Below are 14,825 nucleotides of genomic sequence, written 5' to 3'. Positions count from 1 at the left end.
AGAAAGCAATTTTTTTAACTTTTCTGAACTTTTAACGATGATACAACCAGCAACAAGGAAGCCAACAACATCAAAGTTGAAATGGCATTAATCGCTGGCGTAACTGCAAATTTTATCATGCCATAAACAAATAATGGCAGCGTCATGGAACCGACGCCGGTGGTAAAAAATGTCACGACAAAATCGTCCAGCGACAGAGTAAAAGCCAGCAGTGCCGCGCTGAAAATAGCGGGCCAAATCAGAGGAAGAGTGATGCGCCAAAAAGCCCGCCATTCGTTAGCGCCTAAGTCAAAAGCTGCTTGTTCTAATTGGGGATCTAGTTCCGCCAAACGCGCCCTAACAGTAATAGTCACAAAGGAAATATTAAAGACAATGTGACCTATAATTACGGTAGGTAAGCCGAGATTCAGGCGAATTCCTGTAAGATTTTCTACGATCCGAAATACTAGGGTAAAGAAAACTAGCAGCGAAATGCCGATCGTAATTTCGGGCATGATAATCGGCAAAAACAGTAAAGCTTCTACAGCTTTGTGCCCCGGAAAATGAAAGCGTTCGAGTGCTAGGGCGAGCATTGTACCAAAAATTGTCGCTAACACCGTCGAAATAGCTGCAATTAGCAAGCTGTTGTTGAGTGCTGTCCAGATTCCGGCGCTGCTACTCGTAGCAATCGTCGCGCCTGCATTGCTAAACAAACTGCGGTACCAATCGAGGGTAAAACCGCGCCAAACGGCATTGAATCTGGAGGCGTTAAAGGAGTAAATAATTAAGATGAGAATTGGCAAGTAAAGAAAGGCAAATGCTAGTGCAGCTTGTACCCAAAGCCACTTTTTGCCGATCGCCCGCACGAGCAAGTCTAGTTTAGTCATGAGTGATTAGTCATTAGTCATTTGGGCATCTTACCCTAAATTTAGATCGGTCAAGGTGATAAGATCGAATTAGACCTTACTCGAGGGAAGACCCATGAGCAGTCAAGAAAAAGCGGCTGGTTGGCTCCATAACTTGGATCGCCTTGTCAGAGTTCGCAACGAGATAGCAGCTTTGTTGGAGGATATCGCCCAAAATCTCACCCAAGCTGAATCACAAGCAGAAAATACATCTGGAAAACTAGGACTCTCTAAAGAGATTGAACGTCTCATCCAGCAAAGTAAAAATTTGCGCCAAGGAGTCTTTCGGTTTTTAGTATTAGGGGATATGAAGCGGGGAAAAAGTACATTTCTCAATGCTTTGCTAGGGCAGAATTTACTTCCCAGTGATGTCACTCCCTGTACTGCTTTGTTAACGGTGTTGAAATACGGTACTGCTGAGAAAGCGACGATTTACTATAACGATAGCAAACAACCAGAGGAAATAGATTTTCAGCAGTTTAAGCAGCGCTATACAATTGATCCAGAAGAAGCAAAAATTCTAGAGCGGGGTAAACAGCTAGCTTTTCCAGATATCAGTCATGCGGTGGTAGAACATCCGCTACCGCTGCTAGCCAAAGGTATCGAATTTGTGGACAGCCCGGGACTGAATGATACGGAAGCGCGAAACCAGCTTACTCTCGACTATATCTATAACTGTCACGCCATACTTTTTGTGTTGAGTGCGTCTCAACCTTGCACATTGGAGGAACGCCGCTATCTCCAAAATTACCTCAAAGACCGAGGTTTAACTATTTTCTTCATAGTCAATTCTTGGGATAGAATTCGAGAGGGACTTGTCGATCCAGAAGACACTGAGGCACTGCAAGTAGCCGAGGACAAACTGCGTCGAGTTTTCCAGACTAATCTGAGTGAATATTGTCAGGATCGGGGTCGGGATATTTATCAGCAGCGAGTATTTGAGATTTCTGCTCTCAATGCCTTGCGTAGTCGTTTGAAAAACTCAGAAGCTACTTTAGAAGGCACTGGCTTTGTCGAGTTTCTGGCGGCTCTCAATCATTTTCTGACTGGGGAACGAGCTGCTGCTGAACGGGAACAAGCAAGAGCGATCGCCCTTCAAGCTTGCAATCGCTTTCAAGCAGCAATCTCCCGCCGCATTCCTTTGTTAGATGAAACTGTCGATCAATTGAAAGAGAAAATTGATTCGATTCAGTCGGACTTCGCAAACTTGTCGAAAATTGGTAATCAATTCCAGCAAGAAATTAGAACAGTCCGCGAGCGAACTTCCCAGGAAATAGGCAATTCTTTCCGTACCTATATCCTGGATTTAGAAAACACCTTTGAAAATGATTTTTTAAGCACTCAGCCCGATTTAGATTTCATGCAATTTCTCGACAAAAACAACCGGGCAATGTTCTATACCTCATTCAAACGTGCTTTCGAGCGATATATGAACGATCGCCTCGCTGCTTGGGAATTCATTGCCAAACAGAAGATAGCCTCTGCTTTCTCTGAACTGGAGGAAAAAGCAGCCGATTGCCGAATTGAATATGAACGAGTAGTAGAAGCTATGAATAAGAAGCTGTTAGGCTACCGATTCTACGCCGTCGGACATAGCTACAAGCATGAAGAAAACTCGACTTGGGCTGAGGTGGCAATAGATATGTTTTCCTCGATTCCCGACAACCTCAACAGAGGTATCCATTCTTTCAATATGTTTTGGCAGAGTGTCTTGGCTTGTGTCATGGTGACGCTTGTGCTCAATATTATCGGTGTAGTTTTTGCCTCTTTAACTCTTTCTGTTTTGGGTGGAATTCTGGTAGTTACAGGTGTTGTAGCATTGCAAGCCGAGTATGTTCGCCAACAGTTCATTTCTGCGACTAAGAAAGAGTTTGTCAAATATCTGCCACAAATCGCTGAAGAACAGTCGCAATATATTTATGAAGCAGTCAGGAAATGTTTTGATACTTACGAAGAACAGGTCTGCGATCGCGTGAATTCTGATATCAATTCTCGCAAAGCCGAGTTAGATAGTTTGCTCGCTCAAAAACAATCGCGAGAAATTGACATACTCGCTGAAACTAAACGTTTAAAAGACTTGGAAGCCGATATCTTGTCTCAATTGCAGCAAATTGAGTTGGTAGGTGGATTTCTTTAGCTAAAATCCAAGTAAGGTGCCCATTTCGCGCCTTACTATTGGGTTTCGTCAGACACGCGGAAGTAAATTAAAACCGGAATCAATATGATTACCGTCAACAGCATAGAAAGCGCCGATCCAAAAGGCCAGTCGCGGGCTTTCATAAACTGATTTTGAATCAAATTTCCCACCATAACTGTTTTAGAACCACCTAATATATCCGGTGTGATGAAAGCGCCGACTGCTGGAACAAAAACTAAAATAGATCCGGCAACAATACCGCGAGTTGTTAATGGTAAAAATACGCGCCAAAAAGTACGAATATCATTTGCCCCTAAATCTTGAGCGGCTTCTACCAATGAAAAATTGAAGCGTTCTATGCTAGAATATAAAGGCAGAACCATGAAAGGTAAATAGCCGTAAATAAGACCGATCGCCACAGCGAAAGGCGTAAAAAGCAAATTTAACGGTTCGCTAATAATTTGCAAGCTTTGCAAGGCTGTGTTAACTACTCCTTCGCTACGCAGGAGTATGATCCAAGCGTAGGTTCTCACTAAAAAGTTAGTCCAAAATGGAATAATTACCAGCAAAAGCAAAGCATTTCGCCAGCGAGGAGAACGGGTGGCGATGAAGAATGCTAGGGGATACCCAACTAATAAGCAAGCGGCTGTTGTCAGAAAAGCCAGCCAGAGCGATCGCCCAATTACTCCTAAGAAAAGTCCACTGAACAAACGCTGGTAGTTGCTGAGAGTAAATATCCAAGTAACACCGCCGTAAGTACCGCGTTCTAAGAAACTGTACAACAGTACAATTAGCACGGGCAAAATGAAGAAAACCATCAGCCATGCGGTAGCGGGAAATAATAGCAGCAACAGGTTAGTTTGCTGGCGGTTTTTGACACTCATTATTCACTCAAGCGAAATTTAGCACATAATGCAACACATTTTATATCAAATCCGCATTTTATGAATTATGTCATCATTAATAAATTATCAAGAGGTACGCAATGTCAGCAGAATCGTCAACCCCCAAAATAGTCGTCGTCGGTGCAGGATGGGCCGGTTTAGGCGCTACCTATCACCTAGCCCAGCAAGGCTATGACGTAACTTTGTTAGAAGCAGGCCCTTATCCGGGTGGCTTAGTTGCAGGGTGGAAAACCGCCGGCGGGCGTTCCGTAGAAGCAGGCATTCATGGCTTCTGGTATCCCTACAAAAATATCTTTTCCTTAGTCAAGGAATTAGGACTAGATCCCTTCACGCCTTGGACTCGTTCTTGTCAGTATTCACCAGCGGGATTGGAAGTAGAATCGCCGATTTTTCAGGACGAACCGCGCCTTCCTACACCGTTAGGAACCTTTCTTTACACCAGATTTAAAAGGCTGCCATTAGTCGATCGGCTTTCCGCCTTGCCCTTACTTTACGCCGTCCTAGATTTCGACAATTCCGACGAAGCTTGGCGCCGGTACGATCGCGTCACCGCCCGCGAACTATTTAAACAGTTTGGCGTTTCTGCAAGACTGTACCGCGATGCTTTTGAGCCAATGTTATTAGTAGGTTTATTTGCACCAGGAGAACAATGTTCTGCCGCCGCAGCTTTGGGAATGCTTTATTATTTCATATTAGCACACCAACCGGATTTTGATGTAGTTTGGTGTCGCGGAACAGTCGGAGAAAAAATATTTCGCCCGTGGGTCGATCGCCTGGAAAAACTCGGTGCAAAAGTATTGACAAAGCAGCGAGTTACTGATTTAAGAGTTGACAGCAACAACCGAGCAACAGGCGTTGTTTGCGGCGAAGAAACCTTCGAGGCAGATGCAGTTATTTTTGCAGTTGGCGTCACGGGAATGCAAAAAATTATCAGCAGCAGCCCCGCTTTGCAAAGTCGCCAAGAGTTTCGCGACGCGATGAATTTGGGTGCAGTTGACGTGTTAGCTGTTCGCCTGTGGTTTGACAGAAAAATTGACATTCCGCTGCCTTCTAATGCCTGTTTTGGATTTAGTTCAACTACAGGTTGGACGTTTTTTGATTTGAATGCTTTGCACGACGAATTTCGAGACGAACCGGGAACAGTTGTCGAAGCTGACTTTTATCACGCAAATCAATTAATTCCCCTAAAAGATGAGGAAATTTTTTCCTTAGTTCAGCGGGATTTAGCCACTTGTATCCCCGCTTTTCGGGCGGCAAAAGTAATTGACAGCAGCGCGATTCGGCTGTCGCGGGCTGTGACGCATTTTGCCCCTGGTAGCTATCAGTATTTGTTGCCTGCGGTAACAAGTTATGATAATGTATTTATGAGTGGCGATTGGGTTGTAACCCGCCACGGTTCTTGGTCGCAGGAAAAAGCTTATGTTACTGGTTTGGAAGCGGCAAATTTGGTAATTTCGCGTTTCGGAATCGGAAACAAAGCGGCAATTATTCCCGTGGAAGCTGACGAACCGCACATTCAAATCGGGAGAAAGATTAATCAGTTTACTCGCACTTTGACTAAAACTTTCATTCCCGATTTTTGGCTACCATAAGAAGAAGGAAATTCGCCAACGCATTTAACAGATATCTTGCACCATTCTCAATTAGCCGTAGGGGCGGGTTCGCCAACAGCCTTAAAGCTTGCAAATAGGTTCTATAAACCCGCCCGACCCCACGAAAAATCCTCTTATTGATATTGCTGCAAGATGTCAGATTTAACTGAGATGTTGCACCATTCTCAATAAGCTTTTTATGAACAGGCTTTCCGGCCTGTTCCACAAGAAAATTCACTCTTTGTGGAACAGGCCGGAAAGCCTGTTCCTGAGAATGGTGCAATATCTCAGTTACAGCCCACTGAAACGGTAAAAACCCGGTTTCGAGGCGTCGTGTATCGGTAAGCGTAAGCTATAGCTAGTGTCTTGCCTAATTGCTCAAAAATCATCTATCGAGAGAGGTGTTGACTCCACAAGAACACGCGAAAATTGTGATGTGGAGTCAAATCTCTAATCTCTAATCTCAAATCAAGTGAATCAGTTTTGCAGCCAGCGGGCGGCGTCTTTGGCGTGATAAGTCAAAATCAAATCACAACCAGCACGCTTGAATCCTGTCAAAGTTTCCATCACTACTCTTTCTTCATCTATCCAACCGTTGAGGGCGGCGGCTTTCACCATCGCATATTCTCCAGAAACGTTGTAAGCAGCAACTGGCAGATTAGTTGCTTCCTTCACGCGCCAGATGATGTCCATGTAAGCTAAAGCGGGTTTAACCATGAGCATATCTGCGCCTTCGGCAATGTCGAGAGCAATTTCTTTCAGAGCTTCGCGGCCGTTTCCTGGGTCCATTTGATAGGTGCGCCGATCGCCAAATTGCGGAGCAGACTCTGCTGCATCCCGGAATGGGCCATAATAAGCTGAGGCGTATTTTGCCGCGTAAGACATGATAGGAATATCTTCAAATCCAGCGGAGTCCAATCCTTCGCGAATTGCTCCGACAAAACCGTCCATCATTCCCGAAGGTGCGATAATATCTGCACCGGCTTTAGCTTGAGCAACTGCGGTTTTCTTCAGCAATTCTAGTGTGGGATCGTTCAAGACGCGGCCGCTTAAATCTCCGACTTCCAAATAGCCGCAATGACCGTGACTGGTATATTCGCACAGACAAGTATCGACCATGACGATTAAATCTGGTACGGCTTTTTTAACTGCTTCCGTCGCTTGTTGAACGATGCCACAATCGTGCCAAGCACCTGTAGCATCTGTATCTTTGTCTGCGGGAATGCCGAATAAAATAATAGCGGGAATGCCGAGGTCGTAGACTTCTTTTGCTTCTTCTACTATTTTGTCTACCGATAGCTGGTAAACTCCGGGCATCGATGTGACTTCTTTAGCAAAAGCTTCCCCCGGTACGGCAAATAGGGGGTAAATTAAATCGCTGGTTGTCAAGATATTTTCGCGTACCATCCGGCGGAGTTGGGGATGGTTGCGGAGGCGGCGGGGGCGGTGAGTTGGAAACATAATGTTTTTTTTACGGTAGATAAAGCCCTGTTTTTGAGGACTCGCGGCGTTTCTTTAAAAGTCTAGAGCTTATTGTTGGCCGATCGCCCTGTACTTAAGTAAAGTTCTGTAAAAGCCAGGATGTCGATTCTTTGTAGTAACTGAGATGTTGCACCATTCTCAATAACCATTTTAGGGGCGGGCTAGAAGATCCCAAGCCGTAATCCCCACAGGAAATTCAGTTTTTGTGGAACAGGCCCGCCAGCCTGCTCTTGAGAATGGTGCAAGAATTAAGTAGTCAGGAATGCAAGTGATTTCTAGCCTTTCCCGTTCCCAGACACAGCCCTAACGCTGCTTCTTGGATCTGTTGGTACGGATATCTCGCTGGCTTCATACCTATAACCAGGCTGCCCAGAAGCGAGGATAGACTGTAAATTATAAATGTATCGAATAGTAACGGTCTTATGTACAAGCAACTAATTTCAAAGATGAAACCGCTTTTGAAATCACTATTTGCGATCGGTCTGGTACTGACGCTAGCCCTCGGTAACGCTGACGGATCTCTGGCTGCCCGCAGCGGCGGACGCATCGGCGGCGGATCTTTTAGTGCTCCGGCGCGCAGTTACTCGTCTCCTAGTCGCACTTACGCGCCGTCGGGAGGAGGCTACTACCCGGGTGGTGGCTTTGGAGGTGGGTTCGGTTTCCCGTTCTTGCTGCCGTTTTTTGGCTTTGGGGGCGGGTTTGGCGGCCTGTTCTCGATTTTGATTTTTATTTCGATCGCTAATTTCCTCGTCCAAAGCTTCCGCCGCGCCGGGGGCGGAACTGACGAACTCGGCAACAGCGCCCCGACTAGCACCGTATCTGTCGCCCGCTTGCAAGTTGGTTTGCTAGCAGAGGCCCGCGGTTTGCAAGCTGAACTCGACTCGCTAGCGCGCAAAGCGGATACCGATACAGCGGCCGGTCGTGCTCAAGTGCTGCAAGAATCTACTCTGGCGCTGCTGCGGCATCCTGAATACTGGGTTTACGCGGGTGCTGAATCTGTGCAAACTCGCTTGGAAGCAGCCGAAGCTAAGTTTAATCAACTTTCTTTGGCAGAACGCAGTAAATTTACTGAAGAAACGCTCTCGAATTATAACAATCAGCTCCGGCAAGCAGGGAGCAGCAATATCCTGCCAGGTTTGCAGGAAAATGGGGCGCTGGTGGCTTCTGATGTGAATTCAGATCCTGGGGAATTTATTGTGGTGACGGTGATTGTCGGTACTCAAGGTAAATTGCAATTGCCAGCAGTGAAAAACTCTGAAGATTTGCGCCAAGCTTTGCGTCAGATTGGGGGAGTATCGAGCGAGCAGTTGCTGGCGGTTGAGGTGCTGTGGACTCCTCAAGCGAACGGGGACACTCTGACTGCTGACGATATGTTGGCCGGCTATCCTGATTTGCGATCGATTTAGTGAGCAAGACTGGGCGCGGAGCATTGTCTCCCGCGCCCCATCCCGCACCAAAGCTGGGCGGGTGAACCCCATTGCTTTTGAGACGGGAATTTCGCGGGAGGTTGGGGAGGTCGATCGAGTAAAAAAAGATTGTTTAACAAATGCTAGTATTGAGAGATCATGCTTCAGCATGATTCATCTGCTATTGGCAAAGCCTGCCCGATATGGGTTTTGCGAAGAAGTTAGGCAAGATAAAAAAACTGTATTGAGCGAGGACTGCTTCGGAAGAAGTGGCGATCGCGCCCATCTAAATTTTATATAAAGAAGAAGCGATCGAGAGCTAAAACTTATGGCCGACAGCAGCAGAAAAAAAGCACTTTTTATTTTGAGCCAGTTAAATAATGACGATATCAACTGGATCGTTCAAAAAGGCAAAAAGGAAGTTCTAGATCCGGGCGGGATTTTGATCCATGAAGGGAGACAGATAGATGCGCTCTACATTGTTTTGAATGGGAGTTTGAGCGTTTTAATCGAGGCTGAGCGGACTAGAGAACTCGCTAAAATAGCCAGCGGAGAACTGGTGGGAGAAGTCTCTTTCATTGACGCTCGCCCTCCTTTGGCAACGGTAAAGGCGATCGAAGAAACTCACTTGCTGGCAATTCCTAGGCGGCAGTTAGTCATCAAACTTCAAAACGATATGGGCTTTGCATCCCGGTTTTATTATGGAATTTCACTGTGTCTGGCAGACAGGATGCGCGGTACGATCAGACATATAGAATATGGTCGCAATATTGAATTAGATCAACCAGAATTTGAACGCGAGGATATCAATCCTAACGTTCTGGAAAATTTGGCGCTAGCTGAGGCTAAGTTTAATTGGCTGAGGGAAAATGTTAAAGCTTGAGGAATTTTAAGGCGTTTTTGCGCTGGGTGTGAAAACTGGCCGATTGATACGGTAATTGAGAGATGTACGATGTAACTCACATTTTGCACCATTCTGAAGAACAGGCTTTTCGGCCTGTTCCACAAAAAAATTCATCTCTTGTGGAACAGGCCGAAAAGCCTGTTCCTAAACAAGTAATTGAGAATAGTGCAATATCTCAGATGTAACTCACATCTTGCACCATTCTCAAGAAAAGGGTTTCCGGCCTGTTCCACAAAGAATGAGTTTTATTGTGAGGAGTAGGGGTCGGGCAGGAGACCCAGCCGAAAACATGATTATTGATATTGGTGCAAGATGTAAGATGTAACATCTCAACTCAAAAAAACAGATGTGGAAAACAAAATAGGGGCGGGTTGTACCGGAAATATCGATCGATAACTGCCGGAACTAGAAAAACCCGCCCCTGTGCTTTGCAGTTGCAACCTCGCGCGCTGAAACGCAACTACCAAGCACACAATCTAGATAATGCCCGGCCCTTTGCCACGGGTGTCTGCATCCATTGTCAGTTTTCCTTCCTCGCCTTTTTTATCTTTGATTTCTGCGAGAATTCGAGCGCGTTCTGCGGCTTCGGCTTCTTCTTTTGCTCTCAAATCGCCCGGTTCGTTGATGTACATTTCCGGTTCGATCGCGTAATTGTTAACCAGACCTTCTTTGTCTACTGTATAACCATCTGTAGTGTGAATGCTTTCGTCATCGGTTTGGTCATCAGTTTTTGCACTTTTCTGCTTCGCTTCGGTGGTTGTGTGCATGAAGTTAGAGCCTTCCCGTTCTTGCCGCGCTGCTGTCTCCGCAGGAGTAATGCCCCTGTCGTAGTGGGGGGCTTCCATATTGGCTTCGATTTGTTCGTCGGCCGGTGTTGATTTGCTAACTTCTTCTTTGGGGGGTATTGGTTGGCGATTAGTCATGATTTATTCCTGAGTTATCTTTTCAAAAAGGTCTTTGGCTTATGTTTAAATATTAATCCCAAGCTAGCTCATTCACAAACTATCTTTGGTTATAGTTTGCGAAAAATTGCGGTTAGGGAAAATACCTTTATTGAGTCTTCCTCAAGAGTGAGAAAATTATGTTTTTATTAAAAATTTCACTATTTGCGACTATTTGGCATCTATCTAAAGATTGGGAATTGGGAATTGGGCATCGGGCATCGGGCATTGGTAACTAATGACAACAGACAACAGTCAACAGTCAACTGTCAACAGACAACTGTCAACAGTCAACTATCAACTGACTTTACGATTCTTTAAAAAAGCGGATGATTTCGCGGACGTGGTTGAGAAATTGTCCGTCATCGGTGAGTTGGGCGATCGCACTTTCTGCATCTCTTCTCAGTTTAGTGTGATCTGCCTGATTTGTCGCTTGCAAAGATTGTAGAGATGCGGATACAGTAGTTAGTTCTCTTCTGATAGCTTCCCGTTCCCGATTTTGGACAGCCACCCACGAATTCGGATTGTCTGAACTTAATTGATTGCTCAAATCTCTAACTGTAGATTCTAATTGTGCAAAGCGGCTGCGGAGTTCGACAATATCTTCACGGGGGTGCAAAAATTGGCGGCGGATACTTGTCAGCCGCTGGGCTAAATACTGATAACCTCGGATAGCTGGACGCAGTACAGTTAACAGCAGTGCAGCAGCGGAACTGAGATAGCCAATAGCACTAATTCCGGCGGCGGCTAGGGCGTAAAGTGCGATCGCGCTAAACAGGTGAAGTGCGATCGCCACAAAGAGCGATCGGCTAACTAATACAGTAACGTATTTGACTTGTTCCTGATCGACAGCAATGTTTTTTTTAGTCGATTCTGCGGCTTGCGCTAAAACTTCTTTAGCTTCAAAGTGGATATTCCAGGGAACTGTAACTATCAGCAACAGCCATTCAAAAATAGCAATGGCAATTATCCAATCAATAAAACTGCCGGCGGAGACGTGCAGCCATTGCAGAATGGCAAAAACTAGCAGCAAAAATATGCCTGTGGCGGCACCAAAACCTGCGAAAGTGTAATACATAGCGATCGCCTTGGTGGAATGTTGTTTTGATTGTGGGTAGCTGGTTTAGGTATGGAGTAATAAACTGTGACAGTTAAGTGAGCGTCCTATTAATCCCGGTTCATTAGTTATGAGTAAAAGTGCAGGCCAAGGGTTGCGATAAACCTGTTTTCCCCCCCAAATACTTGCTCTACCTCAATCGTGCAAGGTAGTGGAGATTTGGGGTAGGTTGTTTAGGTAGGGGTTCATAAGGTGTGACAGTTAAGAAATCGTCCTATTGAACCCAGTTTATTAGTGATTAATAATCCTCCGGGAGACAAGGGTTTCCAGACGCCTGGTTTGTTCCAGGAACATACACGGGCTTGAACCCATCCATAATAGTTAAAGGAAACGGTTTTTTGGTTTGGGATCGATTAAAAGGGCGGGTTTTTGAGATTGTCAATTATTGGCAGATATTGTTCGTGAACCCGCCCCTACCGTATTAGGGATAATCGATCGGACATGATATAATTCCTCAATAATTACTCATTGACGATTAAGTAGAACGACACAAAAAAACTTGACAATGTAACAAAATGTAAACAAATCACAACCTTTGGGATTGCTTCATTTCACTGGCAATGACATACTTATGTTTTTCGCAGTTCATCTAGTTAGGATCGCGAATTAAATAACTTACAATTTTAATTGTTTTTGTGGGATGGGCGTCCCGCCCGTCTTTTTTGGACGGGCGGGACGCCCATCCCACTTTCAAGAGTGGAAGTTATTTAATTCTCATTCCTTAGTAATCAGGATGAAGTCACATTCTCCCCAACTCATACCATTTGAGATTTGAGATTTGAGATGGGGAATAGTTGATTATGTATGGGTTTGCAGCTTGTCTACAGTTGCATTCATTTTTTGAACTGGTATCGCTAACGGCGTTACGCGGTGCTAGTGCTAGAAAAGCAGGAATCTCAAAACGCTCCCCTCTATCTATTTTTATTTTCTAGAGCTGCGAAATCACCTGCGGCTGAGATAAACTGATTTGGAAGTAGAGTGTGCGTTTTGCAAGTGGCCTCTGTGTAACCGACACACTGCTACTGCAACCTGCCATCAGCCACAGCAAAATAGATGCCAAAATTAACTCTACATTCTCCGATTTCCATTAACTGCGCGTCTACAATCTAAAATCAAAAGTCAGCAGCAAGGACAAACCGATGGCGAACTCAACTCTTGGCCTAGAACATCAACTTTACGATTATCTGTTATCTATTTCTCTGCGGGAACCCGATATTCTCGCTTCACTACGGGAAGAAACTGCTAAGCATCCTATGGGGATGATGCAGATTGCTCCCGAACAAGGTCAGTTTATGGAGCTCATGGTGCAGCTTATGGGAGCCACCAAAACCTTAGAAATTGGCGTTTTTACTGGTTATAGCTCGCTTTGCGTAGCTTTAGCGCTGCCTCCTAACGGTCAAATTATTGCCTGCGATGTCAGCGAGGAATATACTGCGATCGCACGACGCTATTGGGAAGCTGCGGGCGTGGCTAATAAGATTTCTTTGCAGTTGGGCCCAGCAATAAATACTCTCGACAAACTAATAGCCGAGGGACAAGCTGGAACCTTTGATTTTGCCTTCATCGACGCCGATAAAGAAAATTATGAGGCTTATTTTGAGCGATCGCTGCAACTTGTACGCAATGGCGGTTTAATTGTAATTGACAATGTTCTGTGGTCTGGACGAGTTGCTGATCCTCAAGTACAAGACGAAAGCACCCTCGCCATTCGTAGTTTCAACGACAAATTGCGTAACGATCCCAGAGTTACTCTCAGTGTTGTCCCCATTGCTGACGGGCTGACTTTGGCATTGAAACGTCGCTGGGCTACTCTGATGGAACCTGAACAGCATAATTAAAGAGTTATTTGCGGTTTGTGGTGGATTTCTAAGGACTCATACAAAAGCTATGAAGAAACCGGATTTCTGAGTCAGTCGATTTTAGATTTTAGATTTTAGATTTTAGATTTACCCCACAGATAAATCTGGGAGATTGAACTTTGGTCTAAAATTTTTATCTTTCCACGACAGGAGTACGTGGCACGGTATCCGTTTTTGGGCTGGGTCAAGCTTCTGGGATAAAAGGGATAATTTTTTTTCATAAACCCCGTTTATAGGTTCAGGACTGTTTTTATTTGCTCCAAACCGCGAAGAAATAACAATTTAAGAATATTATATCTAAACAACGTAATTAATTGATTTGAGGCGTAACTTCGGGTGTCTAATTTACAACTAAAATTACCAATTCACGAAACTTTTCAGTGTACTGTTCAAGGCGAAGGTTATTGGACGGGGACTTTAGTTGATTTTATCAGATTGGCCGGTTGCCCTGTGCGTTGTCCTTGGTGCGACACAGGCTACGCAAATGGGGGCAAAGGTTTGCCGTCTGTGCCGCAGTCGATCGCCCAATTGCTCGCTCAATTGCAGTCTCCGAGGGTAGTCATTACTGGCGGCGAACCTTTCATTCACCGCGATTTGCCGGAGTTAGTTGAAGCTTTGTTAGAAGCTGACAAGCAGGTGAGTATTGAAACTTCGGGTGCTTGCTGGCAGGATGTTTCCCCGCAGGCTTGGATTACTCTTTCTCCTAAAGAACACGTCAATCCTCAATATCCGGTGCAAGAGCTTTTCTGGACTAGAGCTAATGAAATTAAGTTGGTGATTAGCACTGGCGAAGAAGTTGAATTTTATCACAAGCATTTGGAAAAAAATATGAATATTCCGGTTTTCTTGCAACCAGAATGGAACTCAAAAAAATTAGCAATTCCCATAATTTTGGAATTGCTGAAACAAAATCATAGTTACAGGCTATCTTTGCAAACTCACAAGTTTATTGGCGTGCAATAATTGGATGACTTAGCTAGAGTTATTCGTGAGGTAGGCGGTGCAGAATGGGGAGTGCCTCGCCCTACAATTCGTGGAAATATGTGCTAAAATTAAAGCAGTAATTTATTATTATGAAAATTATGCAAGCAGCTACTGAAAATCAAATGGGAAAAGTTATCACAACCCTAGTAATTACGAATCGGATCGATGAAGCTAAAGCAGAGGATGGTCTGATTCCCATCGAGCAAGTCAGGTCTGTTACTCTAGAAAATGTTTTGGTGGATACGGGCGCGACAACTTTGTGTTTGCCTAAAGATGTTCTCGCCAGACTGGGTTTGAAAATTCTCAAGCAAGTGGTTGTGGAAACAGCCACGGGTATTAGTGAGGCGAGGATTTTTCAAGATGCCAAGATTTCTCTGTGCGGACGCGAAGGGACTTTTGAGTGTTTGGAATTGCCAGAGGGGAAAACTCCACTTTTAGGGGTGATTCCGATGGAAGCGCTGGGAATTGAAGTGGATTTGAAAAATCAAAGATTGAAAGTTTTGCCCGACGGGCCGACGGAAACTTATTGGACAATTCTTTGATATTCTTGAGTTTGGATGCCAGCTATTCGATCGGCAGCGCTAAGATGGTTAAGCACTGTTTTGCACTACTCT

General features: G+C 44.9%; 13 protein-coding genes. 8 read left to right on the top strand and 5 right to left on the bottom strand.

Going from position 1 to position 14,825, the window contains the following annotated elements; all coding sequences use genetic code 11:
* Positions 1–14 precede the first annotated feature (14 nt).
* On the bottom strand, positions 15–866 hold the full coding sequence (locus tag QUB24_RS04310; protein WP_333150995.1) for an ABC transporter permease: 852 nt from the start codon (positions 864–866) through the stop codon (positions 15–17).
* Positions 867–960: 94 nt separating this feature from the next.
* Between QUB24_RS04310 and QUB24_RS04305 the strand changes: the two genes are divergently transcribed.
* The gene (locus QUB24_RS04305) at positions 961–3,021 is read left to right on the top strand and encodes a dynamin family protein (RefSeq protein WP_333150993.1); all 2,061 of its coding nucleotides are present in this window, start codon (positions 961–963) and stop codon (positions 3,019–3,021) included.
* A gap of 35 nt (positions 3,022–3,056) precedes the next feature.
* Here QUB24_RS04305 and QUB24_RS04300 read toward each other — a convergent pair whose 3' ends face one another.
* On the bottom strand, positions 3,057–3,905 hold the full coding sequence (locus QUB24_RS04300; protein WP_333150991.1) for an ABC transporter permease: 849 nt from the start codon (positions 3,903–3,905) through the stop codon (positions 3,057–3,059).
* Positions 3,906–4,006: 101 nt separating this feature from the next.
* On the opposite strand from QUB24_RS04300, the gene QUB24_RS04295 reads away from it, so the two are divergent.
* A complete protein-coding gene (locus QUB24_RS04295) occupies positions 4,007–5,518 on the top strand; it encodes an FAD-dependent oxidoreductase (protein ID WP_333150989.1) in 1,512 nt (503 codons plus the stop codon).
* Between the two features lie 477 nt (positions 5,519–5,995).
* Here the strand turns inward: QUB24_RS04295 and hemB are convergent, their stop codons facing one another.
* Entirely contained in the window at positions 5,996–6,979 is a 984-nt protein-coding gene (hemB, locus tag QUB24_RS04290) for a porphobilinogen synthase (protein WP_333107810.1), read from the bottom strand.
* Positions 6,980–7,422: 443 nt separating this feature from the next.
* On the opposite strand from hemB, the gene QUB24_RS04285 reads away from it, so the two are divergent.
* The 3 genes from QUB24_RS04285 to QUB24_RS04275 all read left to right on the top strand — a co-directional run bounded on the left by QUB24_RS04285 (position 7,423) and on the right by QUB24_RS04275 (position 9,495).
* Positions 7,423–8,406 carry a DUF1517 domain-containing protein gene (locus tag QUB24_RS04285; protein WP_333150987.1) on the top strand — a complete coding sequence of 328 codons (984 nt, stop codon included), beginning with the start codon at positions 7,423–7,425 and terminating at the stop codon, positions 8,404–8,406.
* 328 nt (positions 8,407–8,734) lie between these two features.
* Complete coding sequence (locus QUB24_RS04280; protein WP_333150985.1) at positions 8,735–9,289, top strand: cyclic nucleotide-binding domain-containing protein; 555 nt, start codon at positions 8,735–8,737, stop codon at positions 9,287–9,289.
* Positions 9,290–9,351: 62 nt separating this feature from the next.
* A complete protein-coding gene (locus tag QUB24_RS04275; RefSeq protein ID WP_333150983.1) occupies positions 9,352–9,495 on the top strand; it encodes a hypothetical protein in 144 nt (47 codons plus the stop codon).
* A gap of 291 nt (positions 9,496–9,786) precedes the next feature.
* On the opposite strand, the gene QUB24_RS04270 is transcribed toward QUB24_RS04275, so the two are convergent.
* On the bottom strand, positions 9,787–10,233 hold the full coding sequence (locus QUB24_RS04270) for a hypothetical protein (protein ID WP_333150981.1): 447 nt from the start codon (positions 10,231–10,233) through the stop codon (positions 9,787–9,789).
* Positions 10,234–10,558: 325 nt separating this feature from the next.
* Positions 10,559–11,329 carry a hypothetical protein gene (locus QUB24_RS04265; RefSeq protein ID WP_333150979.1) on the bottom strand — a complete coding sequence of 257 codons (771 nt, stop codon included), beginning with the start codon at positions 11,327–11,329 and terminating at the stop codon, positions 10,559–10,561.
* 1,178 nt (positions 11,330–12,507) lie between these two features.
* On the opposite strand from QUB24_RS04265, the gene QUB24_RS04260 reads away from it, so the two are divergent.
* From QUB24_RS04260 to QUB24_RS04250, 3 genes are all read left to right on the top strand, one after another.
* Complete coding sequence (locus QUB24_RS04260) at positions 12,508–13,206, top strand: class I SAM-dependent methyltransferase (RefSeq protein ID WP_333150977.1); 699 nt, start codon at positions 12,508–12,510, stop codon at positions 13,204–13,206.
* A gap of 357 nt (positions 13,207–13,563) precedes the next feature.
* Positions 13,564–14,190 carry a 7-carboxy-7-deazaguanine synthase QueE gene (locus tag QUB24_RS04255; protein ID WP_333150975.1) on the top strand — a complete coding sequence of 209 codons (627 nt, stop codon included), beginning with the start codon at positions 13,564–13,566 and terminating at the stop codon, positions 14,188–14,190.
* 119 nt (positions 14,191–14,309) lie between these two features.
* The gene (locus QUB24_RS04250; RefSeq protein ID WP_333151295.1) at positions 14,310–14,753 is read left to right on the top strand and encodes a retroviral-like aspartic protease family protein; all 444 of its coding nucleotides are present in this window, start codon (positions 14,310–14,312) and stop codon (positions 14,751–14,753) included.
* Positions 14,754–14,825: the final 72 nt, after the last annotated feature.

It is taken from the genome of Microcoleus sp. B9-D4 (assembly GCF_036705105.1).
In the GTDB taxonomy this organism is placed as follows: Bacteria; Cyanobacteriota; Cyanobacteriia; order Cyanobacteriales; family Microcoleaceae; genus Microcoleus.
This window is presented reverse-complemented; position numbering and strand designations above follow the sequence as displayed.

Bases quoted from the DNA above. Each gene is read 5' to 3' on its own strand.
- QUB24_RS04260 (WP_333150977.1), top strand. From the start codon at position 12,508: ATGGCGAACTCAACTCTTGGCCTAGAACATCAACTTTACGATTATCTG.
- QUB24_RS04265 (WP_333150979.1), bottom strand. From the start codon at position 11,329: ATGTATTACACTTTCGCAGGTTTTGGTGCCGCCACAGGCATATTTTTG.
- QUB24_RS04295 (WP_333150989.1), top strand. From the start codon at position 4,007: ATGTCAGCAGAATCGTCAACCCCCAAAATAGTCGTCGTCGGTGCAGGA.
- QUB24_RS04280 (WP_333150985.1), top strand. From the start codon at position 8,735: ATGGCCGACAGCAGCAGAAAAAAAGCACTTTTTATTTTGAGCCAGTTA.
- QUB24_RS04285 (WP_333150987.1), top strand. From the start codon at position 7,423: ATGTACAAGCAACTAATTTCAAAGATGAAACCGCTTTTGAAATCACTA.
- QUB24_RS04270 (WP_333150981.1), bottom strand. From the start codon at position 10,233: ATGACTAATCGCCAACCAATACCCCCCAAAGAAGAAGTTAGCAAATCA.
- QUB24_RS04310 (WP_333150995.1), bottom strand. From the start codon at position 866: ATGACTAAACTAGACTTGCTCGTGCGGGCGATCGGCAAAAAGTGGCTT.
- QUB24_RS04300 (WP_333150991.1), bottom strand. From the start codon at position 3,905: ATGAGTGTCAAAAACCGCCAGCAAACTAACCTGTTGCTGCTATTATTT.
- QUB24_RS04250 (WP_333151295.1), top strand. From the start codon at position 14,310: ATGCAAGCAGCTACTGAAAATCAAATGGGAAAAGTTATCACAACCCTA.
- QUB24_RS04305 (WP_333150993.1), top strand. From the start codon at position 961: ATGAGCAGTCAAGAAAAAGCGGCTGGTTGGCTCCATAACTTGGATCGC.
- hemB (WP_333107810.1), bottom strand. From the start codon at position 6,979: ATGTTTCCAACTCACCGCCCCCGCCGCCTCCGCAACCATCCCCAACTC.
- QUB24_RS04275 (WP_333150983.1), top strand. From the start codon at position 9,352: ATGTACGATGTAACTCACATTTTGCACCATTCTGAAGAACAGGCTTTT.